The following is a 23489-nucleotide window of genomic DNA, read 5'->3' on the forward strand; positions in this document are numbered from 1 at the left end:
CGCGCTACGCCTTGAAGCGCCCCGCGAAGGCGCGCAGGGGCAGGTCGGCGCTGGTGATGACACCGGGCGCGGCCGCGACGACGGACGCGATCGCGTTGAGGGCGGGCAGGCCGGTGACGGTCATCCCGATCGAGGCGAAGTCGTCGACGTTCGAGAGGTCCGTGCCGGGTGCCGGGAAGATCATGTGCTTGCTGTAGATCTGCGGGTCGCCGGTGATCTGGGTGATGTAGCAGCCCTTGACGTCCCACTTCGGCAGGGTGTGCGGGGTCATCTGCCACTCGATGTGCGTCTCGACGCGGGGCACGCCGGCGACGGTGCCCACGTACTTGACGTAGCTGCCGCCCAGGGAGCCCGCGGGCAGCTGGTACCAGCCGAGGTCGACGTCCTTGGTGCAGGCGCCCAGCTCGTACTCGAACGCGACCTCGTCGAGGTCGAGGTCGAACGCGTCGGCCATCATCCACACGGCGTCGGCGAAGACCCCGGTGTACCTGCGCAGCATCCCGGGCAGCGCCGGGTCGTCGACCGGGCGTCCGTAGCCGACCTGGCGCCAGGTGTCGGCGGAGTGGTGGCAGGAGACGTCGACCGACTCGATGGTGGTGACGTTCTCGATCTCCGCGACGTCCGCGGACGCGACGAGGCCCAGGACCTGGTTGAGGCCGGGGTTCATCCCGGTGCCGTAGAACGTCGCACCGCCCGCCTTGGCGGCCTCGTCGATGATCGCGGTCCACGACCGCCCCGAGGGGTGCGGGTGGTTGGCGGTGCGGTGGTGACCGGTGATCCAGTCGGCGGTGGTGACGATGTTGATCCCGGCCGCGAGCACCTCCAGGTAGAGGTCCTCGTCCGGGAAGACCCCGTGGAAGGTCACCACGTCGGGCCGCGCGGCGACGATCTCCGCGACCGTGCCGGTGGCCCGGAGGCCGACCGGAGCCAGGCCCGCCAGCTCGCCGACGTCGCGGCCCACCTTGTCGGGGGTGTAGCAGTGCACCCCGACCAGCTCGAGGTCGCTGCGGCGTCCGATCCGCTTGATCATCTCGCTGCCGACGTTGCCGGTGGCGACCTGGAAGACACGGAGCGGTGCGCTGGGCTGGTTCATCGGCTTCCTCTCGGGAGGGATGTCGCCACGATCGAGGCGATGGTGGGTGATGTCAACGGGGCCGGAGTCGGTTGCTCCGGGTGCGACGGGCTGGCAAGGATGGGTCACAGGCACGAGGAGGCCCCATGAGAGCCGTCGTCCAGGACCGCTACGGTCCGCCCGAGCTGCTGCGCATCACCGAGCTCCCTGAGCCGGAACCGGGACCGGGCCAGGTGCAGCTGCGGGTGGCGGCGACCTCGATCAACCTGAGCGACTGGGAGAACCTGGTCGGCTCCCCCGCCTACGCCCGGATCGGCGGCCTGCGCCGCCCCCGGCGACCGGTGCTCGGGTCGGACATCGCCGGTCGCGTCACCGCCGTGGGACCTGGAGTCACCGACTTCGCCGTGGGCGACGAGGTCTACGGCGACAACCTGTTCCTGAAGGGCGGCTTCGCCGAGTACGCCGTCGCGCCGGTCACGGCGCTGGCCCTCCGGCCCGACGGGCTGAGCGCCGTGGACGCCGCGACGATCCCCCAGTCGGGTGCGATCGCGCTGCAGGGCACCGCCTCGGTGACGGAGGGTGACCGGGTGCTGGTCAACGGCGCGGGCGGCGGCAGCGGCACCTTCGCGGTCCAGCTCGCGAAGCGCGCCGGCGCCCACGTCACGGGTGTCGACAACGGCACCAAGCTGGACTTCATGTCCTCGCTCGGGTGCGACGAGGTGATCGACTACCGGAGCGATGACTTCACCCGAGGCCGCCCGCCCTACGACCTGATCCTGGACATGGTCACCGGCCGCTCGGTCTTCGCCTACCGTCGCGCGCTCGCCCGCGGGGGTCGCTACGGCTGCACCGGCGGTCCGGCGCGCGCCCTGCTGCGCGTGGCCACGCTCGGCGGTGTCGTGGGACTGGCGACCGGGCGGCGGATCGGCATGCTCGTCATCAAGGAGGGGCCAGAGCACTTCGAGCCACTCGCCCGACTCTGCGTCGCCGGCGAGGTGGCGACCCGGGTCGACAGCGTCGTCCCCCTCGACGAGGCGCCCGCCGCGCTGGCCCGCGTCGGGGCCGGCCGGGCGCTGGGGAAGGTGGTCGTCGTACCGGGCTGAGGGCCGTGCCGACTTCGTCGCTTCGCAGCGCCGTGCCCCGGCGCCGAGGCAGGATGTGGCCCGGGGTGCAGCACCACCCCGCGACGCCGATGCACGGGAGTGACCATGGACCTGGAGATCCACGACGAAGCGCGGGTGCGCACCCTCACCCTCAACCGGCCTGAGGCGTTGAACGCCTTCAACGAGCGGTTGTACGACGCTACGACCGAGGCGTTGCTGGCCGCGGCCGAGGACCCGCAGGTGGCCGTCGTGGTGCTCACCGGCAGCGGACGGGCCTTCTCGGCCGGCACCGACCTGCTCGAACTGGGCCAGATGTCGAGCGACCCGTCCTTCGAGCGCGGCCAGCACGGCTTCATCGGCCTCGTCGACGCGCTGGTGGAGTTCCCCAAGCCGCTGATCTGCGCGGTGAACGGGATCGGCCTCGGCATCGGCGCCACCATCCTCGGCTTCGCCGACCTCGCGTTCATGTCCGGCGAGGCCCGGTTGAAGTGCCCGTTCACCAGCCTCGGCGTCGCTCCGGAGGCCGCCTCGAGCTACCTGCTCCCCCGGCTGGTCGGTCGCCAGAACGCCGCCTGGATGCTGCTCAGCTCGGAGTGGATCGGCGCCGAGCAGGCCCGCGAGATGGGGCTGGTCTACCGCGTCTGCGCGCCGGAGGACCTGCTGCGCGTGACCCGCGAGCACGCCGAGACCCTCGCCCGGCAGCCGATCTCCTCGCTGGTCGCGGTGAAGCAGACGATGACGGCGCCGCTGCGCGAGCAGATCCGCGCGGCCCGCGACCGGGAGAACGCCGAGTTCGGTCGGCTCCTGGGCGGGCCGGCCAACCTCGAGGCGCTGACCGCCTTCGCCGAGGGTCGCCGGCCCGACTTCACCGCGCTGCCCGCCGGCCTCTGACGAATCCGTGGCGGAGAGCCCGTCGCCACTCTGGTAGGGATGCCCTGTGCTGCTGCGACGCCTGGAGTACCTGATCGCCCTGGAACGCGAGGGCCACTTCGGGCGCGCCGCCGAGTCCTGCCACCTGTCGCAGTCGGCCCTCTCCTCGGCCATCAAGAAGCTGGAGGCTGAGCTCGGCGTCCCGATCGTCCGCCGCGGCCAGCGCTACGAGGGGCTGACGCCCGAGGGCCTCGAGGTCCTCGCCTGGGCGCGGCGCACGCTGGCGGAGCAGGCCGCGCTCGCGCAGCGGCTGAGCGCCCTGCAGTCCGGACTGACCGGCACGCTGCGGCTCGGGGTGATCCCCACCGCGCTGCCGGCGGTCTCGCGTCTGACGGCCCCGCTGCGGGAGTCGCACCCCGATCTCCGGTTCGAGATCCGCTCGATGTCGGCACGCCGGATCGTCGCCGAGCTCGACGCGTTCTCGATCGACGCCGGGATGACCTACCTCGGCGACGGGCTGGCCGGGTTGCGCACGGTCCCGCTCTACGAGGAGCGGTACCTGCTGCTCGCCCCGCGCCGGGACTCCCCGGCCGAGGCGGTGCCCGCCGCGCCGGCCACGTGGGCCGACGTCGCGGGCGCGCCGCTCTGCCTGCTCACCGGGGAGATGCAGAACCGCAGGATCATCGAGGCCGAGCTGGCCGCCGCCGGTGTGAGTCCGCACGTCGTGGTCGAGACGGACAGCGTCTCCGGCGTCTACGACCACCTCGCCCCGCTGGGGCTGGCCAGCATCGTTCCGCATGCCTGGCTCGCCAGCCACGGCCTCCCGGACGGGTACGACGCCCGGCCGCTGCCGCGGGCCGCCGATCCCAGCCCGGTGGGACTGGTGCTCTCCGGGTCAGGCCCCGATCCGCTGGTGGTGCAGGCACTGCTCGGCGTCGCTCGCGACCAGGACCTCGCCCGCACCCTGTAGCGCGTGCTCGAGCGGCGCAGCCGCCGCCGGCGCGTCCTCCGCCACCCGATCCGCGCGGCTGTAGACGTTCATCGACGTCCCACGCAGGAAGCCCACCAGCGTCAGCCCGTGCTCGTCGGCGAGCTCCGCGGCCAGCGACGACGGTGCGGAGACCGCGGCGAGCATCGGGATGCCGGCCAGCACCGCCTTCTGCACCAGCTCGAAGGAGGCACGGCCGCTGACCATGAGGACCGTCTCGCGCAGGGGCAGCATCCCGTTGCGGGCGGCGTGCCCGATCACCTTGTCGACGGCGTTGTGGCGGCCGACGTCCTCGCGCAGCACGAGCAGCTCGCCGTCCGCCCCGAACAGCGCCGCGGCGTGCAGGCCGCCGGTGCGGTCGAAGACGCGCTGCGCCTCCCGGAGCCGGTCGGGCAGCAGCGCCAGAGTCCGCGGGGCCACCCGCACCGGGTCGTCGGCCACCCGCCAGGTCGACGCCATCCGGACCGCGTCGATGCTCGCCTTGCCGCACAGCCCGCAGGACGAGGTGGTGTAGAAGTTGCGCTCCAGGCCGCCCTCGGGGAGCCGCACCGACGGGTCGAGGGCCACGTCGACGACGTTGTAGGTGTTGACGCCGTCAGCGGTGGCGCCGGCGCAGTAGCGGATCGCGCGGACGTCGTCGGCGGCGTGCACGACCCCCTCGCCGACCAGGAACCCGACGGCCAGGTCGAAGTCGTCCCCGGGGGTGCGCATGGTCACGGTGAGCGGTCGTCCGGCCAGCCGGATCTCCATCGGCTCCTCGACGGCGAGCACGTCCGCGCGTCGGTCCACGACGCCGCCTCGGTAGCGGACCACCGGTCGGCGCACGGTCACCCGGCCCATCAGCGATCCCCCGCCTCGTGCACCGGCTCGTGCACCGGCTCGTGCACCGGCTCGTGCGCCGGCTCGGCGACCCTCGGCTCCAGGCGGACGACGATCCCCTTGGAGGTCGGCGTGTTGCTGATGTCCGCGACGCTGTCGAGCGGGATCAGCACGTTGGTCTCCGGGTAGTAGGCGGCCGCGGACCCGCGCGCGGCCGGGTAGGCGATGACCGTGAAGCCGGGCGCCCGGCGCTCGACGCCGTCGGTCCAGACGCTGACGAGGTCGACCGTCTGGCGGTCCGCGATGCCGAGGTCGGCCAGGTCCTCGGGATTGGCCATCACGATCCGGCGCGCGCCGTGGATGCCGCGGTAGCGGTCGTTGTCGGCGTACGGGATGGTGTTCCACTGGTCGTGTGAGCGCAGGCTCTGCAGCACCAGGTGCCCCGGCGGCGCCTGCAGCCACTCCAGGTCGTTGCGGGTGAAGACCGCCGTCCCGCTCGGCGTCGGGAACCTGTACTCGTTGACCGGGTTGGGCAGCCGGAAGCCCGCCGGGTCGGCGACGCGAGCGTTGAAGTCGTCGAAGCCCGGAACCACGCGGGCGATCCGGTCGCGGATCAGGCCGTAGTCACGCTCGAACTCCGCCCACGGGATCGTCGACCTCTCGCCCAGGGTGCGGCGGGCGAGCCGACTGATGATGGCGACCTCGCTGAGCAGGTCCGGCGACGCCGGGCGAAGCCGTCCGTAGGAGGCGTGCACCTGGCTCATCGAGTCCTCGACGGTGACGAACTGCTCGACGCCGGCCTGGACGTCGCGGTCGCTGCGGCCCAGGGTCGGCAGGATCAGCGCCGTCTCGCCGCAGACCGTGTGGGAGCGGTTGAGCTTCGTCGAGATCTGCACCGTCAGCCGGCACCTGCGCAGCGCCTCCTCGGTGACGTCACTGTCCGACATCGCCCGCACGAAGTTGCCGGCGACGCCGAAGAAGACGCTGGCGTGGCCGTCGCGCATCGCCCGGACGCCGTCGACCGAGTCGAAGCCGTGGCGGGTCGGCGCCGTGAAGCCGAACTCCGCGCCCAGGGCGTCCAGGAACCACTGCGGCATCCGCTCCCAGATGCCCATCGTCCGGTCGCCCTGGACGTTGCTGTGGCCCCGCACCGGGCAGACGCCGGCGCCGGGACGTCCGATGTTGCCGCGCAGGAGCAGGAAGTTCACGATCTCGCGGATGGTCGGCACGCCGTGCTTGTGCTGGGTCAGGCCCATCGCCCAGCAGACGATGATCCGGTCGCTGCCCAGCACCAGGTCGCGGACGCCCTCGATCTCCGCGCGGGTCAGGCCGGTGGCGGTGAGCACGTCGTCCCACCCGGTACGTCGCAGGTGGGCCGCCGCCTCCTCGAACCCGCTGGTGTGGTCGTCGATGAAGGCCCGGTCCAGCACCGTGCCCGGCGCGGCGTCCTCCGCCTCGAGCAGCAGCCGGTTGAGCATCTGGAACAGCGCCAGGTCGCCGCCGGCGCGGATCTTGAGGAAGACGTCCGCCAGCGCGGTGCCCTTGCCGACGATCCCGCGTGCCTTCTGCGGGTTCTTGAAGCGCATCAGGCCGGCCTCGGGGAGCGTGTTGACCGCGACCACCTTGCCGCCGTTGCGCTTGGTCTCCTCCAGGGCCGAGAGCATGCGGGGGTGGTTGGTGCCGGGGTTCTGCCCGACGACGAAGACCAGGTCGGCGCCGTGGATGTCGTCCAGCGAGACGCTGCCCTTGCCGATGCCGAGGGTCTGGTTCAGCGCCGAGCCGCTCGACTCGTGGCACATGTTGGAGCAGTCGGGCAGGTTGTTCGTGCCGAAGGCGCGGGCGAACAGCTGGAGCAGGAACGCCGCCTCGTTGCTCACTCGCCCCGAGGTGTAGAACATCGCCTCGTCCGGGGAGCCGAGACCGCGCAGCTCCCCGGCCATCAGGTCGAACGCCTCGTCCCAGCCGATCGGGGCGTAGTGGGTGGCACCGGGGCGCTTCACCATCGGCTCGGTCAGCCGGCCCTGCTCGTTGAGCCACCGGTCCGTGCGGGTGCCGAGGTCGGCGATGGCGTGGTCGGCGAAGAACTGCCGGGTGACCCGACGCGTCGTCGCCTCGTCGCTGATGTGCTTCGCGCCGTTCTCGCAGTACTCGTTGCGGGCGCGGTGCGGGCCCTCGGGCCAGGCGCACCCGGGGCAGTCGATGCCCTTCGACTGGTTGAGGCTCAACAGCGTGAGTGCGGTGCGCCGCGTGCCGCTCGACCCGATCGCGTAGGTGAGCGCGTGACGGACGCCGGGCACGCCGGCGGCGTACGTCTTGGGCGGGGTGACCCGGAGCTCGTCGTTCTCGTCCACTGCCTGGGTCATGACGCCGACCATCGGGGGCCGGCGGGTCGTCGGTCAAACACGAAGTTCCGCGTGGCCGATCGACGTCATCGATCGTCGCTCTCCGCCGCCGAGCGACCACCCTCACGCTCCCGGGACTGCCGGGGCGGCGCGGGCCCTGTGGCAGACTCGTTCGACCCACGGGCCGCATCGCGCGCCGGCGGCTCCCGGCGTCGGAGGCGCACCCAGCAGCGGGCCGTGGCACACACCACCTCTCGGGCCGCGACGCGATCGCCGCGGATCGGCTGCGAAGTCGACCGAGTGCGCACCACCCGACCGAACACCGAAAGCGAGACCGCCTTGCGCTCCTCCACCTTCAACGAGGATCACGAGTCCTTCCGTCAGACCCTGCGCTCCTTCATCGCCGCCGAGGTCTCCCCCCACTACGACGAGTGGTTCGAGGCCGGTCAGGTCCCCAAGGAGCTCTACAAGAAGCTCGCCGACCTCGGGGTCTTCGGCATCTCGGTGCCGGAGGAGTTCGGCGGCGCGGACATGGACACCCACAAGTTCGAGGCCGTCCTCTACGAGGAGACCTCCCGCGCCGGCGTCACGCTCGGTGGCTCGGGCGTGCACGTCCTGCTCGCCCTGCCCTACATCAAGATGCTGGCGACGGACGAGCAGAAGAAGCGCTACCTGCCGAACTTCGTCGCCGCCGAGGAGATGTGGGCCCTCGCCATGACCGAGCCGGGCACCGGCTCCGACGTGGCGGGCATCCGCACGACGGCCAAGCTGTCCGAGGACGGCACGCACTACGTGCTCAACGGCGCGAAGACCTTCATCACCGGCGGCGTCCTGGCCGACCGGGTGATCGTCGCGGCGCGGACGAGCGCCCCGACCGAGGACGACCGCCGCCACGGCCTCTCCCTGCTCGCCGTCGACGCCCACTCCGAGGGCTTCACCATCGGCCGCAAGCTGGACAAGCTCGGCCTGCGCACCTCGGACACCGCCGAGCTGGCCTTCACCGACGTCAAGGTGCCCGTCGAGGACCTGCTCGGCGAGGAGGGCAAGGGCTTCTACTACCTGGGGCACAATCTCGCCTCGGAGCGTTGGGGCATCGCCTACGGCGCGTTCGCCCAGGCCCAGGCGGCCCTGCGGTTCACCCAGGAGTACGTCGAGCAGCGCACGGTGTTCGGCAAGACGGTCGCCTCGTTCCAGAACACCAAGTTCGAGCTCGCCGCCTGCAAGGCCGAGGTGGACGCGGCCGAGGCGGTCGCCCATCGCGCGCTGGAGGCGCTCGACGCCGGTGAGCTGACCGCCGCCGAGGCCGCTTCGGCGAAGCTGTTCTGCACCGAGGTCGCCCACCGCGTGATCGACCGCTGCCTCCAGCTCCACGGTGGCTACGGGTTCATGAACGAGTACCCGATCGCCCGCCTGTACGCCGACAACCGGGTGAACCGGATCTACGGCGGCACCTCCGAGGTGATGAAGATGATCATCGCCAAGGACATGGGGCTCTGAGGCGGCGGCCCAGCCTCCCTGACGACGACGGAGCCCCGGGGCATCGGCCCCGGGGCTCCGTCGCGCGTGTCTCCGCCGCTCAGCCCTGCTGGTAGAGCCCGAACTCGACCTTGCCGGCGTCGTCGACCCCGGCGTCGAGGATCTTGTCGTCGAGTGCGGCGGCTGCGTGCGGATCCAGGTAGACGACGGCGCCGTCCTGTGCGACGACGGCGTCGTCGGGCTCCGCGGCGTGGGCCGTGGTCACGGCGAACGAGTCGTCCGCGGAACCGGAGATCCTCAGGCCGGGCGTCCCCTCCGCTGCGGGGTCCGCGGTCAACTGCTTCACGATCGTGGCGGCGTTCTCGGTCAGCGCGAGCATGGGATGCCTTCCCGTTGGGTGCAGATCAGCCATCCACCGTTCCAGGCGACCGGGGCCGGTTCAAGGTCCCGCGCGTGTCGGCCCCGGCCCCGGCGCCCGCGTCGACGCGCGGCGGGAGCGGCGCGGCGACCACGGCCTGCCGCCCGAACCGTTCTCTCACTACAGTCGGGTGACCGACCTCGGGAGCGGGCTCCAGAGGCGGCCTCGACCAGCGACACGACGACGGACGGAGTGGTCAGGGTGGTGTCGAGCCGGCGCTCTGGCGGGACGGTCACCGGACCCGACGTACGGCGTGGTGGGCGCGCGTGGCTGCGCATCCTCCTGGTGGGCGGAGGGCTCTGGACGATCACGCTCGCCAGCGTCGCCGCGAGCCGCAACGAGTACCTCGTGCCCACCCTGCTGGTGCTGGGTGCGTTCACGGTGCCGGTGGCGACCGTCGCGTTCGCACTGGACCGGGTCGGGCCGACGCGGCTCGACGGGACGACGGTGCTGCAGGCGTTCCTGGCCGGCGGCCTGATCGGCCTGGTCGTCGCCGCGACGTTGGAGTCCTCTCTCCTGCCTGCGGTCAACTTCTACCTCGGTGTCGCGGTGATCGAGGAGCTGGTCAAGGGTCTCCTCATCGTCGCCTTCGCCCGGCAGGTGAGGACCCGCGAGCCCCGGGTCGGAATGGTGCTCGGGGCTGTCGTGGGTGCCGGCTTCGCCGCCTTCGAGAGCATGGGCTACGCGTTCAACGCGCTGGTGGATGGCACCGACAGGCCGCTGCTGGCCGCTACGACCGTCGCGATCGCGCGGGCCGCCATCGCGCCGCTGGCGCACATCACCTGGTCGGCGATCCTCGGCGGGGCGCTCTTCGCGTCCGCAGCCCGGACCGGCCGCTACCTGACGGTGGCCACGGCGATGGCATGGGCGGGCGTCACTGCCCTGCACGCGCTGTGGGACATCGCCGCACCCATCGCGATCGTGGTCAACCGCGGGATGGACGGTTGGGGGTGGGACTGGAGCCTGCCGCTACCGACCAGGTGGATGCCCCACCCGGATGTCCGCGATGCCGCGATCTTCGTGGCGGTCTACGGCGTGCAGTTCCTCGCCATCACCGCGGTCGGCACCTGGTGGCTCGCTCGCGCCTGGCGCCACGGGGCGCAGCGGGTCAGGTGACCCCGCTGCGCCCCGTGGCGCGACGGAGGGTGGACCACCTCGGTCGTTCCGCCCGCGTCTGCCCGCGCGCGGTGGCCCTCACCCCTCGATCACGGTGCCGGCGACGACGTCGCTCGGGCCCTTGCGCGCGACGAGCGCCAGCCAGACCAGCAGGGCGCCGCCCATCAGGATGAACAGTCCGAAGAGCCAGGACAGTCCGGTGGCCGTCTTGTCGGGGTGCGTCACGAACAGGATGCCCAGCGCCAGGTCGACGGCGGCGCTGAGGAACGCGAGCCATCGCGACATGCCCAGAGAGCCCCCGAAGGCGGCGAACACCTCGAAGATGCCGCGGATCAGCAGCCAGAAGCCGATCACCCAGATCACCGTGCTGGCGGCGACGCCCGGCCGGAAGATGCAGAAGAACGCCGCGATGAGCGCGAGCACGCCGAGCAGGCCGAACAAGCCCTTCGCGGCGCCGGAAGGGGCGCGGATCGCCGCGGCCAGGAGTCCGATCCCGTCGGCCAGGGCCCAGACCCCGACGAGGATCACCAGGACCTTCAAGGTGATGTCGGGCCAGACCATGACGGCGATGCCGATCGCCGCGGCCGCGAGGCCGCGCACGAGCAACGCCTTCCAGTCGGGCCTGGTGAACGCGACGCCGAGAGTGGTCGTCGTTCCTGCCACCATTGCTGCTCCTCCCTGTGGCGGAGCCGCAGCGGCCCAGCCCCGACATGTGTTGCGGGCGACCATGGCAACGTACTGCAGGCGCGGCACTTCGGACACCAGCCATCGGCACCCGACAGACCGCGATCGCCACCGTCATCGCGATGGGTGCTCCCCGCCAGGTTGTCGGCGGCGCCCGCCCCGCGCACCGTCCACACCCTCCGGCGCGAGCGGTCGCGAGGCCGTTGCCTCCGTCATTCCACCCGCCGCTAACGGCCCCAGATGGCGTCGAGGATCCTCATGCGCACGGTGTTCAGCGTCGGCACCAGCGCGGCAAGGACGGCGACGACGACGAGCAGCACGACGTTCTGTCGCGTGGTCGCGAGCTCGGCCACCAAGACCACCGGGCCGTTGGGGAACTCGAACGGGTGCTGCTCGACGTACGGCAGGAGCACGAGGCGGTAGACCGCGAGGCCGAGGCCGATGCCGATCAGCGCACTGATCGCCGACTTCAGCACGTAGCTGAGGACGATCGCCGTGCCGCGGATGCCGATGGCGCGCTCGATGCCGATCTGACGACGACGGTTGGTGAGCTCGACGTAGGTGAGGATGAAGACCGTGATCGCCGCGACGATCAACGAGATCAGCCGCATGATGTTGTTGATCAGGCCGAAGGTCTCGATCTGGTCCTGGATCGATGCGGTCAGCTCCTGGGAGCTGTGGAACTCGACGTCGCCTCGGATCGGCTCGATCGCCTCCTGCAGGTACTGCGGCGTGACGTCGCGATCGGCCCTGATGAAGACACGGGTGACGGTGTCCTTGGCCGGGACCTCGGCCTTCGGCTGCAGTGCGCCGGTCAGCTGGTCCTGCTTGTTCTGGCTGGGGCCCTCCACGTCCGCGGCCCGGTGGAGTGACTCGGCAAGCCCGGCCGTCGAGGTGGTGAGCTGTTCAGAGGACGACGCCACCGACAGTGCCGCGTCCTGCACCGCGTCAGCCGCTCCGACAGCGGCGCCGGAGCCGTCGGCGAGGTCCGAGGCGCCGTCGGCCAGGTCGGAGGCGGCCGCGTGCAGCTGGCGGCTCGCCTTCGCCAGATCGCCGGCCGCCCCGGTGAGGCCCTCGAGCGAAGCGGCGACGGTGGTGACCTCGCCCGCCGATCGTCCTGCCGTCGCGGCCACGTCGGCCAGGTCCTCGGCGTGGGCGGCCTCGTCGGCGCAGTGGGTCGGGTCGGTCGTCTGCGCGGGGCACGCCGCGGCGAGCTCCGCAGCGGTCCTGGCGGCGTCGGCGATCTGCTGGGCAGAGGTGACCGCCGTGGGCACGACGACCTCGTCGAGCTGATCCGACAGCCTCGCGAGGTTCCTACGCAACGCCTTCGCTCCCGCCCGGACCTCGCCGGCGGCATCGGCGACCTGGCGCGCAGACGAACCGACGCCGGACGTGCCGTGGTCGAGGGTACGGCTCCGGGCGGCCAGCGAGCCGGCCGCGTCGGCCACCCCGTGCACCGCATCGCCGAGGCCCGCCTGCCCGTCGGTGATCGTCTCCGCTGCGTCGGCGGCATCCCCCACCGAGCCGGTCAGCTCCTCCAGAGCATCGAAGGTGTCCTCGACGACTCCGGCGAGGTCGGTCGCCGGCTCCAGCGTGTCGACCGCACCGGTGGTGATGAAGGCGCCCTGGTCGCTGAGCACGAACCGGTTGTCGAAGATGCCGCGGACCGCGAACCTCTTCGTCGCCCCGCCGATCATCGTGACCCGGACCCTGTCACCGACATGGACGTGGCGCAGGGAGCCGGAGTAGCCGCGCCTGTCGGACTGGTCTGCGCCCGCGATGTCGATGCCGAGCACGATGCCGCCGGTGTCGTCCGGCTCGAGCCAGTCCCCTTCGATGAGGTTGCCCGGCGTGGTGAAGACGTCGTCGTAGCTGTCCGGGTCGATCGCGTCGACGCCCCAGGCATCGGACTCGCCCCGGAAGGCGATCTGGTTGCCGACGCGGCGTACGCCGGTCGCCGCGGTCACGCCGTCGGCCTCCCGGATCCGGGCGAGGTAGGCATCGGCGTCGTCGATCGAGTCCCGGTCCGCGGACGTGACGACCAGGTCGGCGGTTGCCGTGTCGGTGACCTGGCGCTGGATGTTGGCGACCGCGCCGTTGATCAGGGACGGAAGGAAGACGACGCTGATGAAGACCACGGCCAGCATCAGCACCGTCATCAGGGTCACGCCGAGGTTGCCCCGCGCCAGCGACCGGATCGCCAGGAACCCCGCCACGCGCAGGTTGCGGCCGGGGTTCATGCGGGGATCCCGTCGCCGACGAGGACTCCGTCCTCGAGGTGGACCTCCCGGGACGCGTGGACGCGTTCGGCGGGATCGTGGGTCACGTAGAGCACGGTCACGCCGAGCTCGCGGTTGAGCTGGCTCAACGCCTCCATCACCGTGCGACCGGAGGCGGTGTCGAGGTTGGCGGTCGGCTCGTCGGCGTACAGCACCACGGGGTCGTTGATCAGCGACCGTGCGATCGCCACCCGCTGCTGCTCACCACCCGACAGCTCCTTGGGCCGGTGACGTGCGCGGTCCTCCAGCCCGACCCGAGCCAACAGCTCCCGCGCCTTGGCACGCCGCTGCCGTGCGCCGCCACCGCGCATCATCGCCGGGAGGTAGACGTTCTCCTCCGCGGTGAGCTCCGGCAGGAGTGCGTACTCCTGGAAGACATAGCCCAGCTTGGCCAGCCGCAGCGCGGACCGGCGGCGTTCCGGCAGTCCGCTGACCTCCTCGCCGTCGATCTCGATCGTGCCCTCGGTGGGGCGGTCGATGAGGCCCAGCTGACGTAGGAGGGTGCTCTTGCCTGATCCACTGCGCCCCATGATGCAGACCATCTCGCCCGCGGCGACGTCGAGCGTCACACCCCGCAGCGCCTCGACCCGCACCGATCCGAGCGCATAGACCTTCGACACTCCACGAACCGCGATCATCGCGACGTCCCCTGTCCACCGCTGCCCTAAACTGTCATTCCTGACACTATCAGGACAATGTGTCAGGCCTGACAGTTTCCAGGGGTCGGTGAGGGAGGGGTATGACCGAGGAACTCGGGCGCCGCGAGGCGCACAAGGCGGCTACCCGGCGAGCCCTCCAGGATGCGGCCACCCGCCTGTTCGCGGCACAAGGCTTCAACGGAACGACGGTGCAGCAGATCGCCGACGCCGCCGGGGTCACCGAGCGGACCTTCTTCCGCTACTTCGGCAGCAAGGACGAGCTCCTCGTCGACCTGATCCTCGGTGGACTACCTCTGCTCCAGGCCGCCATCGCCGCGCGCCCTGCCGGCGAAGCGCCACTGGCCGCGGTGAAGGGCGCTCTGATCGACACCGTCTCGGCGGTCATGGACGACGAGCGTCGGCCCGTCCTCGCCCGCCTGTTCGAGGGCGGGCCGCCCGGGGTCCACCTCCAGCAGGCGGGCGCCCACCTCCTCCTCCGCTTGGAGGCGGCCTTCGCCGAAGCCCTCGAGCAACGCTTGTACGGGGGCTCGGGCGCCGAGATCTCCGACGCGGCGGCCTTTCGCGCCGAGGTGCTGGCCGCGGTCGCCGTCGCCGCCACGCGGCGCGCCCTGATGCGCAACGGCGAGCTCATCGCTCGGGGCCAGGGCTCGCGCCAGGACCTGGTGCGGCTGATCGAGTCCGCCTTCGCCGCCCTCGAGTGACGCGCCACGCTGCTGCCCGGCCCGGAAGGCCATTCCGGCGGCGCCCGCCTGCGAACCCGCTGGACCGGCCCGAGGCCCGGCAACAGCGGCCACCGCATCGTGGGCCGCTCGGTGGACGCTTGGACGCCGAGCGATGATGGGCGAGTGAGCGACGACGCCGGTCAGACGGTCAGCGAATCGGTGTGGGAGTACCCCCGGCCACCGATCGTGGTCCCGTCGCGCGAGCACGTCGTCATCGAGCTGGACGGCAAGGTCGTGGTGGACGCCCGACGCTCGCTGCGCGTCCTGGAGACCAGCCATCCACCGGTCTACTACGTTCCGCGCGCCGCCATCGCGCGCGGCTTGCTCAGGCCGGTCACCGGACGGACGTGGTGTGAGTTCAAGGGGTCGGCGTCGTACTTCGACGTGGTCTGCCCGAGCGGTCGGGTGGTGTCCCGGGCGGCGTGGCACTACCCGGAACCCGCCGCGGGCTTCGAGGCGCTCGAGGGCCACGTCGCCTTCTACCCGGGCCGGATGGATCGGTGCACGGTCGATGGCGAGACGGTCGTCGCCCAACCCGGCGACTTCTACGGCGGCTGGATCACCAGCAGGGTGACCGGCCCCTTCAAGGGTGCGCCGGGAACACTCGGCTGGTAAGGCCCGGCGCGGCCGCGGTCGTGTGCCCCGGAACCCGCGCTCCCGATGCCTCACGCACAGGACTCGCGTCCCGGAGCAGCCGCCCGCCCCACCGCCCCTGGTCGGTCAGACGAACAGGCCCCGGTTCGGGTTCGCGTGGTGACGGTGGTGCGTGCCGGGCAACCAGCGACGCGCGGTCCGGCGGAGGCGCCGGTGAGGATCCCAGCGGTCCAGTCGTTCCAGGCCGAGCCCGAGGCCGGCGACGTCGAGCTCGGCGGCGAGCCCCGGTACCTCACGGTCGCGTCCGCGCCGACCGCGCCTCAGTCCCGGTTGGCCGGCAGCTTCGGGATCAGCCAACCCAGGAAGTCCGACGGGCTGCGGGTCTGGATCCAGAGGTCGCCGGGGCCGGTCAGGGTCGCGACCAGCCCCTCTCCGGAGAGCAGCGTCGACTTCCATCCGCCCACCTTCGCCACCTCGTAGCGGATGCTCTCGGTGAAGGCGACGATGTGACCGGTGTCGACCTTCAGCACCTCGCCCGCCGCCAGGGAGCGGCGCTCGATCGCGCCGTAGCTGGAGACCAGCATGTCGCCCGATCCCGTGCATCGCAGCAGGAACAAGCCTTCCCCCGAGAAGAACGTACGACCCCCACCCCACGTGGTGTCCACGTCGACACCAGCGTCCGAAGCCATCCAGGAGCCCGACTGGACCAGGACCGGTGACCCGGTCACGGGGAGGTGGATGAGGTCTCCGGGGAGCGTGGGCGTGAGTGCCAGCTCACCTCCGCTGGGCGCCCGGAAGGTGTTGATGAAGAAGCTCTCGCCGCCGAGCACCGATCGCTTCAGGCCCTTCAGGAGGCCGCCCTGGGCCTTGGTCTCGATCTCCACGCCGCCCGACATCGTGGTCATGGCACCGGCCTCCGCCTTGACCTCGCTCCCGGGCGGCAGGTTGATGACCGCCATCGCGAACGACGGGCCGTACCGGATGTCGACGTCCATGCCTGGCACCTCTCGTGGATGGTTCGGAGGCTACCGCGGGGTCCGTGGTGCGGCGAGGCCCGGCGAGGTGGGTTCCCCCGGCGACCGCGGCGTCAGCACTGCGTGCCATCGGCGGGCACGGTGCCATCGACGAGGTAGGCCGTCACGGTCCTGTCGATGCACGCGTTGCCACCGGTCAGGTACGCCGTGTGCCCGTCGCCGTCCCGGGTCAGCAGCACCCCGGACTCCAGCAGGTCGGCGAGGTTCTCGGAGTTGACCAACGGTGTCGCCGGGTCCCGGGACGTGCCGACGACAAGGATCGGGGCGGCACCGGGTGCGGTGTAGTCCGGCGCCGCGAGGTCGGTGGAGATCGACAGGTCCCGGCAGTCGGCCGTGGCCGCGGCGGCGTGGTAGAGATGGGCGCCGAAGACCGGCGATTCCGCGGTGAACTCGTCCTCCGTGACCTCGCCCTCCGGCGCGATCTGGCAGTCCAGCGCGTTGACCATGTTCTGGGCGACGTACTGGTTGCTCTGGTAGCGCTTCCGCCCGCGGTTCGCGTAGGCGTCCGCGCTGGCGAGCAGCTTGCTGCCGTCGCCGTCGAGCGCGGCGCCGAGTGCGGCGGTGAGCTTCGGCCAGTCCGACTTCGTGTAGAGGGGCTCACCGATCCCGAAGAAGGCGAGCGAACCGGTCAGGGGCCGTTCCTGGTCGCCGGTCGGCAGCGGATCCGCGTCGACCTGGGCCAGCAGCCCCTGGACCGCGTCCGTGACGTCCTCGACGCTGCTCCCGACCGGGCAATCGCCGCCGTCCACGCAGTCGGCGGCCCAGGCGTCGAACGCGGTCTGGAACCCCTGCGCCTGCCCTTGCGCCGACTCCATCGGGGTCTGCGTGGGGTCCAGCGCGCCGTCGAGCACCATCCGACCGACGTGGTCGGGGAAGAGCGCGGCGTACGTCGTGCCGAGGAAGGTGCCGTAGGAGAAGCCCAGGTAGTCGAGCTCCTCGGCCCCGATCGCCTGACGGATGACCTCCATGTCCTGCGCGTCCTCGACGGTGGTGACGTGGGAGGCCTCCTCACCATTGGTCTCCGCGCAGCCCTCGGTCAGGGTCTCCAGACCCTCCTCGGCGTCCGCCTCGCCCTCCTCGGTGCCGGGTACGGCGGAGGCGACGACATCGTCCAGCGCGGCCGTGTCGAGGCAGGTCAGAGGGGAGCTCTTGCCGACGCCGCGGGGGTCGAAGCCGATCAGGTTGTAGGTCTCGATGAGCTCCGGAGCGACATTCTCGGCTATGTCCGGCAACGCCACGGCCAGGTCCAGTCCCGAACCGCCGGGCCCTCCGGGATTGCTGAAGAGGAAGCGGTCGGAGTCCGGGTCGGCCATCAGCCGCACCAGCGCCAGCTCCATGTCACCTCCGCCCGGGTCGTCGTAGTCGACGGGCACCGTGATGGTGGCGGTCGCGATCGAAGCGGTGACCGGCGTCCAGTCGATCACCTGTGAGGTGTACGCCGAGAGGTCGGCCGTCGACGCGCTGCCCGGAGCCGACCCCGGTGGGGAGCCGGATGGCGAGTCGTCCTCGCCGCTGCACCCGGCGACAACCAGTGCGCAGGTCGCCACCAGCGCGGCACCACCACGTCGCCTCGCCCGACCGATCTCCCGAGAATCCATCGGCATCTCCTGCCTCGACCCCACCTCAGAATCGTGAGTCGCCCGCGGCTCGTCAACCCATCGCCCCCGAGCTCCGACGAAGATGGAGGGGCCCACACCGAGGACCCGCCGCGGGCGACGCAGGCCCACTCGGCAGGCACCGACGCCCCCTTCGGAGGGTCTGGCGCGCCGACGGATGCGTGTCCTAGGTTGACTGGCACCCCACCGGGCCGGCTTCCGGCCGGCCGCTCCTCCACAGGAGGGCCACATGCACGTCTCGGGCAGATCGACGCTGGCCGCGCTCGCGCTCATTCTCCCCCTGACTCTCGCCGGGTGCGGCGACTCCGATGACGGCACGGGCGCCGCCGACGAAGCGTCGAGCCCGCCGACGTCCTCCAGCCCACCGACGAGCGAGCCGACCAGCGCGGCTCCCGTCGCCGTGCCCTCGGGCCCGTTCGACGATCTGACCTTCCAGATGGTCACCTCCGACGGCGCCGCCGACGTCGCCGGCAAGGCCAAGAAGGCCTGCGACAACGCCGACGAGGAGAGCCTCACCGTCGCCTTCACCGACGGCTCCACCACCGTCTCGATCGATGTCACCGGAGCCAAGGGGACGGTCATGGTGTCGGGCGGCACGGAGTTCGAGGGCACCGTGGACTCGATCACGGTCGGCGACGACGGCAGCGTCCAGGTCAGCGGGTTCGGCGCGGTGGCCGACGACTCCGCCGAGCCGGCCACCTTCGCCATCGGCGGTAGCTGCGCGGTCCCGGTGCCGAAGGACACCCAGAGCGCCGAAGCGAGCCCGAGCAGCAACGCCGGTGCCGGCTCAGGGACCTTCGCGATGACCACCAAGGACGGCTCGATCGACATCAGCGGCCCCCACACTGCGTGCAAGAACCCCGACGAGTCCACCCTGTCGACGTCCTTCAAGGGCGGCGGCAACACCGTCCAGGTCAGCGTCAAGGGCGGCACGGGCGGGGTCACGGTGTTCGGCGGCGCCGAGTTCGAGGGCACCGTCGACTCGATCACCGTGGGCGACGACGGCAGCGTCCAGATCAGCGGCAAGGGCAGTCCGGCCGATCCCGGCGCGTCACCCACCACGTTCACCATCACCGGATCCTGCTGACACCCGGCGGTCACGATGTCCACGCCCGCGCCGGCACGCCCACCCGGCTCCTGTGCCAGCTCCCGACAGCTCAGTCGAGCCCGGTGAACGAGCGCTAGCCCCGCACGGCACCACCACCCACCACCACGGAGGAACCATGGAAACCTGGCAGATCTTCACCTATCTCATCGGCCTCGTGATCGCCATCTACATCATCGTCGACGCCTGGCGCTCCAACGCGTCGACGGGGGCCAAGATCGGTTGGACGATCGGGGCGCTGTTCTGCAACCTGCTCACCCTCATCCTGTGGCTGGTCTGGGGGCGCAAGAACGCCTACGAGGGCAGCTGACTCAGCCGATCCAGTCCGCGAGGCCCGTGTCGGGGTAGAGCGCGTCGGTGACCTGGAGGAAGACCGGGAAGTTGCCGTTGCAGGCGTTGGTGCCGAAGGCCAGCGCGACGCCGGTATCGGGGTTGTAGAAACTGAGCGCCTCCCACCCGAGCGCCTCCCCCTCGTGGCCGATCCAGTCGCCGATCTGGAAGATGCCGAGCCCGTAGGGCAGGCCGTTGGACAGGTCCTCGGTGGTGAGGCGCTCGGTCACCAGCTCGTCGGGCAGCAGCGCGTCGCCCGAGCCCGACAGCGCCCAGATTCCGAGGTCGCGGAGGGTGGAGTGCATGCCGCCGCCACCTTGGCCGTAGGAGACGTTCCAGTCGGTGGTGTCCTCGCCGGCGCTCACCCCGGTCGCCCCGTCGCCCTTCAGCTCCTTGACGCATCCGGCGTTGAGGTAGCCGTGGGTGCCCGGCTCGGGGAGCGTGGTGTCCTCGTTGGGCGGGAGGGCGGCGACCGACATCCCGAGGGGCTCGGTGATCCGGGACCGGATCAGGTCCTGGAGGCTCGAGCCGGTGACCTCCTCGACGATCTCCTGGAGGATCAGGTAGTTCGTGGTCGAGTAGGTCCCGACCGACGCTCCCCCAGCGTCGAGCCCGGTCCGGATCAAGGTGTCGGCGTCGTACACGGTGTCCGGGTTCGCGGCGGTCTCGGCGACGGTCGCGTCCGGCACGTTCATGTAGTCCTGGATGCCGCTGCGCATGGTGAGGAGCTCACGGAGGGTGACGTCGGCGACCTCGGCGACCTCGGAGAAGGTCTCGGCGACCTCGGGGCCGGCCTCGGCGACCGTCTGGTCGAGCTCGAGCTCCCCCTCGTCGACCAGCTGCAGGACGACCGTCGCGGTGAAGGTCTTGCTGATGCTTCCGATCCGGAGGACCTGGTCCACCGCCGCCGGTGCGCCGCCGGCCTCGGCCTCGCCGTACGCCTGCTCGTAGTAGCCCTTCTCCGGGTCGTACACGCCCACCCAGTAGCCCGGGGAGACCGACAGCGCGCCGGCGGCGTCGACCGCGTCGTCCACCGCGGTCGCGTCCGTATCGGACATCTCGTCCGCCGGTAGCCCGACGTCCACCGTCGCCGCCCCCGACGTCTCTGCGGCGCCCGGCGAGTCGCCCTCGTCCCCGCAGGAGGTCAGCAGGAGCACCACCGCGACGGGGATGGTCAGCTGGCGAGACAGCGATGTCACGTTCATGGCACCTCCCGAGCTCGAGCCAGAACGCGGGGGGCAGCCCGGCGCGAGCCTGAGGTCCACACGAACCTCCTCGACCGACCGGCGTCAAGGAGCCCGCGGGGCGGACAGCTGCCCTTCCGCCGCCCTACGGTGGTGGCGTGAAGGACGAGCCACAGCACGGCGTGGTCTCCCCGCCGGACGCCCCGGGTCACACCGTCGCACACGGCGGGCGCCGGCTGACCTGGCCCAGGCTCCTCGGGCTCCTGGTGCTGGCGCTCCTCGTTCTCCCCCTGGCGGTCCCAGGCGCGACCCAGGCCGGCGCCGACGAGTACCCGACCGTCGGGGACGCGGCAGATCAGGCCCTCCAGGCCGCGGCGACGCTCGCGGTCGTCGTGCTCGCGATCACCTGGCTGCGCTGGTGGCGGCCGGTCTGGCGGGAGCCCGACGCGAGGCCGCGGGCTCGGCCGTGGGTCTGGATCGCGGGCCTCCCGCTCCCCCTGGCGCTGGCAACGGCCGACTGGTCGCGCATCGCCGCCGTTCCCGACGTGGCGCTGACGCTCGCGCTCTTCGCGCTCCTCGTGGGCGCCGGGGAGGAGCTGCTCTTCCGCGGCGTCATGCTGACCTTCCTGCGCGAGCGGCACCGCGAGTGGGTGGCGGTGCTGGTGACCACGGTGGTGTTCGCGACCCTGCACTTCACCGAGGGAGTTCCCGGGGTGCTGGACAACCTGGCGTTCGGCTACCTGGCGTACCTGATGCGCAGGGTGTCCGGAGGTCTGCTGGTGCCGATCCTCGTCCACGCGGCGGTCGACTTCAGTGTGTGGAGCGCCTTCTGCGGTCCGGGCCCGTACGAACCGGACTCCACCAGCTTCTTGCTGTTCCTGAGCTTCGTCGGCCTCATCGTGGTCCTTCTCGTCCTGCGCCGGCGGATGTTCGACCCGGTGACCTCTGCCGCTGGGACATCCGTCCCGCCGGAGCAGGACAAGGGCGGCTGACGCCTCCTCCGGTCGGCCCCCCGAGACCCGGCCGCGAGTGGCTCGGCCATCGGCCCGTCCGGTCGAGCGACCCGCAGCCCGGGAGCACGGTGGTGCCCAGCGCGCCGACGGCACTGAAAGCCGGCCGCGATCAGGAGGACGGGAGGAGCACGCTCTGCCCGTGCCTCGTCAGGGACAGAACCCGTAGACCCGAAATGCCGGGTTCGGCTTCACGAACACGTGGTGCAGCGCCCGCCCGACCCACGGCTCACCGCGCAGCCGCGGGTGGCCGCCGTCGACCTGGAGAACGACGTGGGCCGGCACGGTCCGCGATGCCGCTGGCGCCGCGTCGGTCCAGCAGTCTGCGGCGTCGAGCAGCCGCGCGACCCGGTCGGCCCCCAGCGGCGCGGCCGGCGCGTCGGTGCGCTGCCCGGGCGCGAGGTCCGCGACCGGACGGGCCGGCTGGCCACGGAGCACGAGCGCGCAGGACGCGACCACGGCGAAGGTCAGCACGGATGACCACAGGGCGCGGAGCAGTGCCGTCCTCATGCTGCACCCACCTCCATCGCCGGCTCAGCCGCCACCGCTGTCTGCGGCCCGGGCAGCACGAGAGCGGCGACCAGGGCCGCTGCGAGACAGAGCGCGCCGATGACCACGCAGGCGATGCTGATCCCGCCCAGGAAGGCCTCGTTCACGTCGGCCTTGGCTAGGCCGGCCAGCGGCCCGATCGTGAGGGCGGCGCCGACCGAGTCCTGCGCCGCGGCCAGCTGGCCCGCCGGGAGCTGACCGGACCACAGGTCACTCAATCGGGACGCGTAGACCGAGGAGAAGAGCGAGCCGACCACCGCGACGCCCAGGGTCCCGCCGAGCTCCCGGGTCGCGTCGTTGACCGCCGATCCCACGCCGGCCCGCGCGGGCGGGAGGACGAGCAGGATGGACTCGGTGGCCGGGGTGGCGATGAGGCCCATGCCGATGCCCATCAGCACCATCTGCGGCACCACGACCGTCGGGTAGTCGGTACTGGCATCCAGTCGGGCGATCCACAGGAACGCGGCGCCGAAGCTGATGAGTCCGCTCGTCACCACCACCTTGGTGCCGATCCGTGGCGCGAGGTTCGCTCCGAGCACCGACGCGACCGCGATGCTGGTGGCCACCGGCAAGATCCGGGCGCCGGTGGAGAGCGGCCCGTAGCCCCGGATGAACTGGAAGTACTGGGTGATCAGGAAGATGAAGCCGAACAGGGCGAAGAAGGTGATCGTCACCGCACCGCACGCCCCGCTGAACCGGCGATCCCGGAACAGGGAGACGTCCAGCATCGGATGCGCACTGGCCCGTTCGGCGAGGACGAACCAGACCAGGAGCAGCCCGCTGCCCGCGAAGCCGACGAGCGTCGGGGTGGCGGTCCAACCGCGAGCGGGTGCCTCGATGATGGTGTAGATGAGCAGCCCCAGCGCGGCCACCGACAGGACCAGTCCGGTCGTGTCGAGCTTCGGCACGGAGGGGTCCTTGGACTCGGGCACGACGGCGTACGCCAGTGCCGCGGCGACCAGCGCCAGCGGGACCAGTGCCCAGAAGACGCTGCCCCAGTAGAAGTGCTCGAGCAGCAGGCCGCCGGTGACGGGGCCGGCGGCGACGCCGACCCCGACCACGGCGCCCCAGATCCCGAGTGCCGCCGCTCGCTGCCGACGGTCGGTGAAGGTGTTGGCGATGATCGACAACGTGGTCGGGAAGATCAGGGCCGCGCAGGCTCCCATCGCGAACCGCAGCGCGACCAGCGCGCCGACCGAGGTCACCAGCGCGCCCGCCACGCTGGTCAGCGCGAACCCCAGCAGCCCGAGGATCAGCGCCGGCCGGCGCCCGAACCGGTCGGAGACGCTGCCGGCAGCCAGCACCAGAGCGGCGAAGGCGAGGTTGTAGCCGTCAACCACCCACTGCAGCTCACGGGTGCCGGCGCCGAGCTCGTCGGAGAGGCTCGGCAGCGCGACGTTCACGATCGTGGTGTCCAGGTTGATGGCGAGGACGGCCGCACACACCGTCATGAGAATCGCGACGTTCCTGCGGGTCATGGGAGACTCCCGTCCGAGATGTTGACACCGACAACATCGAG

The 23489-nt window shown here is 71.5% G+C and carries 22 protein-coding genes; 10 read left to right on the plus strand and 12 right to left on the minus strand.

Annotated features, from left to right (window positions below; translation table 11 throughout):
• Positions 1-4: 4 nt before the first annotated feature.
• Entirely contained in the window at positions 5-1093 is a 1089-nt protein-coding gene (locus E8D34_RS08510; RefSeq protein WP_136594190.1) for a dihydrodipicolinate reductase, read from the minus strand.
• A 125-nt stretch (positions 1094-1218) separates the two neighbouring features.
• Between E8D34_RS08510 and E8D34_RS08515 the strand changes: the two genes are divergently transcribed.
• The 3 genes from E8D34_RS08515 (at position 1219) to E8D34_RS08525 (ending at position 4015) form a co-directional block, all read left to right on the plus strand.
• Entirely contained in the window at positions 1219-2175 is a 957-nt protein-coding gene (locus E8D34_RS08515) for an NAD(P)-dependent alcohol dehydrogenase (protein ID WP_136594191.1), read from the plus strand.
• Positions 2176-2280: 105 nt separating this feature from the next.
• Complete coding sequence (locus tag E8D34_RS08520) at positions 2281-3066, plus strand: enoyl-CoA hydratase-related protein (protein ID WP_136594192.1); 786 nt, start codon at positions 2281-2283, stop codon at positions 3064-3066.
• A 46-nt stretch (positions 3067-3112) separates the two neighbouring features.
• Complete coding sequence (locus E8D34_RS08525; protein WP_136594193.1) at positions 3113-4015, plus strand: LysR substrate-binding domain-containing protein; 903 nt, start codon at positions 3113-3115, stop codon at positions 4013-4015.
• Here the strand turns inward: E8D34_RS08525 and fdhD are convergent.
• Both fdhD and E8D34_RS08535 read right to left on the minus strand, forming a co-directional pair.
• Positions 3941-4873 carry a formate dehydrogenase accessory sulfurtransferase FdhD gene (gene fdhD / locus E8D34_RS08530; protein WP_136594194.1) on the minus strand — a complete coding sequence of 311 codons (933 nt, stop codon included), beginning with the start codon at positions 4871-4873 and terminating at the stop codon, positions 3941-3943. The two genes, E8D34_RS08525 and fdhD, sit on opposite strands and share 75 nt — an antisense overlap.
• Positions 4873-7215 carry an FdhF/YdeP family oxidoreductase gene (locus tag E8D34_RS08535; protein ID WP_136594195.1) on the minus strand — a complete coding sequence of 781 codons (2343 nt, stop codon included), beginning with the start codon at positions 7213-7215 and terminating at the stop codon, positions 4873-4875. Before E8D34_RS08535 ends, fdhD begins: the two co-directional genes overlap by 1 nt.
• A 318-nt stretch (positions 7216-7533) precedes the next feature.
• Here E8D34_RS08535 and E8D34_RS08540 point away from each other — a divergent pair, with 318 nt between their 5' ends.
• Positions 7534-8691: an acyl-CoA dehydrogenase family protein gene (locus E8D34_RS08540; RefSeq protein ID WP_136594196.1), complete on the plus strand. Its 1158-nt coding sequence runs from the start codon at positions 7534-7536 to the stop codon at positions 8689-8691.
• 79 nt (positions 8692-8770) lie between these two features.
• On the opposite strand, the gene E8D34_RS08545 is transcribed toward E8D34_RS08540, so the two are convergent.
• Positions 8771-9049 (minus strand): Fe-S cluster assembly protein HesB, encoded by a 279-nt coding sequence (locus tag E8D34_RS08545; RefSeq protein ID WP_136594197.1) that lies wholly within the window; start codon positions 9047-9049, stop codon positions 8771-8773.
• A gap of 324 nt (positions 9050-9373) precedes the next feature.
• Between E8D34_RS08545 and E8D34_RS08550 the strand changes: the two genes are divergently transcribed.
• A complete protein-coding gene (locus E8D34_RS08550; protein WP_168929372.1) occupies positions 9374-10204 on the plus strand; it encodes a PrsW family glutamic-type intramembrane protease in 831 nt (276 codons plus the stop codon).
• Positions 10205-10282: 78 nt separating this feature from the next.
• Here the strand turns inward: E8D34_RS08550 and E8D34_RS08555 are convergent, their stop codons facing one another.
• The 3 genes from E8D34_RS08555 to E8D34_RS08565 all read right to left on the minus strand — a co-directional run bounded on the left by E8D34_RS08555 (position 10283) and on the right by E8D34_RS08565 (position 13805).
• Positions 10283-10870, minus strand: coding sequence for a DUF308 domain-containing protein (locus tag E8D34_RS08555; RefSeq protein WP_168929373.1), 588 nt, complete (start codon positions 10868-10870; stop codon positions 10283-10285).
• A gap of 245 nt (positions 10871-11115) precedes the next feature.
• Entirely contained in the window at positions 11116-13128 is a 2013-nt protein-coding gene (locus E8D34_RS08560) for an FtsX-like permease family protein (protein ID WP_136594200.1), read from the minus strand.
• Positions 13125-13805 (minus strand): ABC transporter ATP-binding protein, encoded by a 681-nt coding sequence (locus E8D34_RS08565; protein ID WP_136594201.1) that lies wholly within the window; start codon positions 13803-13805, stop codon positions 13125-13127. Before E8D34_RS08565 ends, E8D34_RS08560 begins: the two co-directional genes overlap by 4 nt.
• A gap of 101 nt (positions 13806-13906) precedes the next feature.
• Between E8D34_RS08565 and E8D34_RS08570 the strand changes: the two genes are divergently transcribed.
• Positions 13907-14527, plus strand: coding sequence for a TetR family transcriptional regulator (locus E8D34_RS08570; protein WP_136594202.1), 621 nt, complete (start codon positions 13907-13909; stop codon positions 14525-14527).
• Between the two features lie 144 nt (positions 14528-14671).
• Complete coding sequence (locus tag E8D34_RS08575) at positions 14672-15163, plus strand: DUF427 domain-containing protein (RefSeq protein WP_136594203.1); 492 nt, start codon at positions 14672-14674, stop codon at positions 15161-15163.
• A gap of 299 nt (positions 15164-15462) precedes the next feature.
• On the opposite strand, the gene E8D34_RS08580 is transcribed toward E8D34_RS08575, so the two are convergent.
• Complete coding sequence (locus E8D34_RS08580) at positions 15463-16137, minus strand: TIGR00266 family protein (RefSeq protein WP_136594204.1); 675 nt, start codon at positions 16135-16137, stop codon at positions 15463-15465.
• 92 nt (positions 16138-16229) lie between these two features.
• Complete coding sequence (locus tag E8D34_RS20725; RefSeq protein WP_168929374.1) at positions 16230-17600, minus strand: alpha/beta hydrolase; 1371 nt, start codon at positions 17598-17600, stop codon at positions 16230-16232.
• Between the two features lie 421 nt (positions 17601-18021).
• On the opposite strand from E8D34_RS20725, the gene E8D34_RS20730 reads away from it, so the two are divergent.
• Positions 18022-18879 (plus strand): hypothetical protein, encoded by an 858-nt coding sequence (locus E8D34_RS20730; RefSeq protein ID WP_168929375.1) that lies wholly within the window; start codon positions 18022-18024, stop codon positions 18877-18879.
• A 136-nt stretch (positions 18880-19015) separates the two neighbouring features.
• The gene (locus E8D34_RS08590) at positions 19016-19207 is read left to right on the plus strand and encodes a PLD nuclease N-terminal domain-containing protein (protein WP_136594206.1); all 192 of its coding nucleotides are present in this window, start codon (positions 19016-19018) and stop codon (positions 19205-19207) included.
• A 1-nt stretch (position 19208) separates the two neighbouring features.
• On the opposite strand, the gene E8D34_RS08595 is transcribed toward E8D34_RS08590, so the two are convergent.
• Entirely contained in the window at positions 19209-20426 is a 1218-nt protein-coding gene (locus E8D34_RS08595) for a serine hydrolase (RefSeq protein ID WP_168929376.1), read from the minus strand.
• 143 nt (positions 20427-20569) lie between these two features.
• Between E8D34_RS08595 and E8D34_RS08600 the strand changes: the two genes are divergently transcribed.
• Positions 20570-21403, plus strand: a complete 834-nt coding sequence (locus E8D34_RS08600) for a CPBP family intramembrane glutamic endopeptidase (RefSeq protein ID WP_136594208.1) — start codon at positions 20570-20572, stop codon at positions 21401-21403.
• Between the two features lie 168 nt (positions 21404-21571).
• Here the strand turns inward: E8D34_RS08600 and E8D34_RS08605 are convergent, their stop codons facing one another.
• Together E8D34_RS08605 and E8D34_RS08610 are read right to left on the minus strand one after the other, a co-directional pair.
• Positions 21572-21931 (minus strand): hypothetical protein, encoded by a 360-nt coding sequence (locus E8D34_RS08605; protein ID WP_136594209.1) that lies wholly within the window; start codon positions 21929-21931, stop codon positions 21572-21574.
• The gene (locus tag E8D34_RS08610; protein ID WP_136594210.1) at positions 21928-23448 is read right to left on the minus strand and encodes an MFS transporter; all 1521 of its coding nucleotides are present in this window, start codon (positions 23446-23448) and stop codon (positions 21928-21930) included. The genes E8D34_RS08605 and E8D34_RS08610 overlap by 4 nt, the downstream gene beginning before the upstream one ends.
• Between the last annotated feature and the right edge of the window lie 41 nt (positions 23449-23489).

The organism is Nocardioides sp. GY 10113, assembly GCF_004919105.1.
In the GTDB taxonomy this organism is placed as follows: Bacteria; Actinomycetota; Actinomycetes; order Propionibacteriales; family Nocardioidaceae; genus Nocardioides.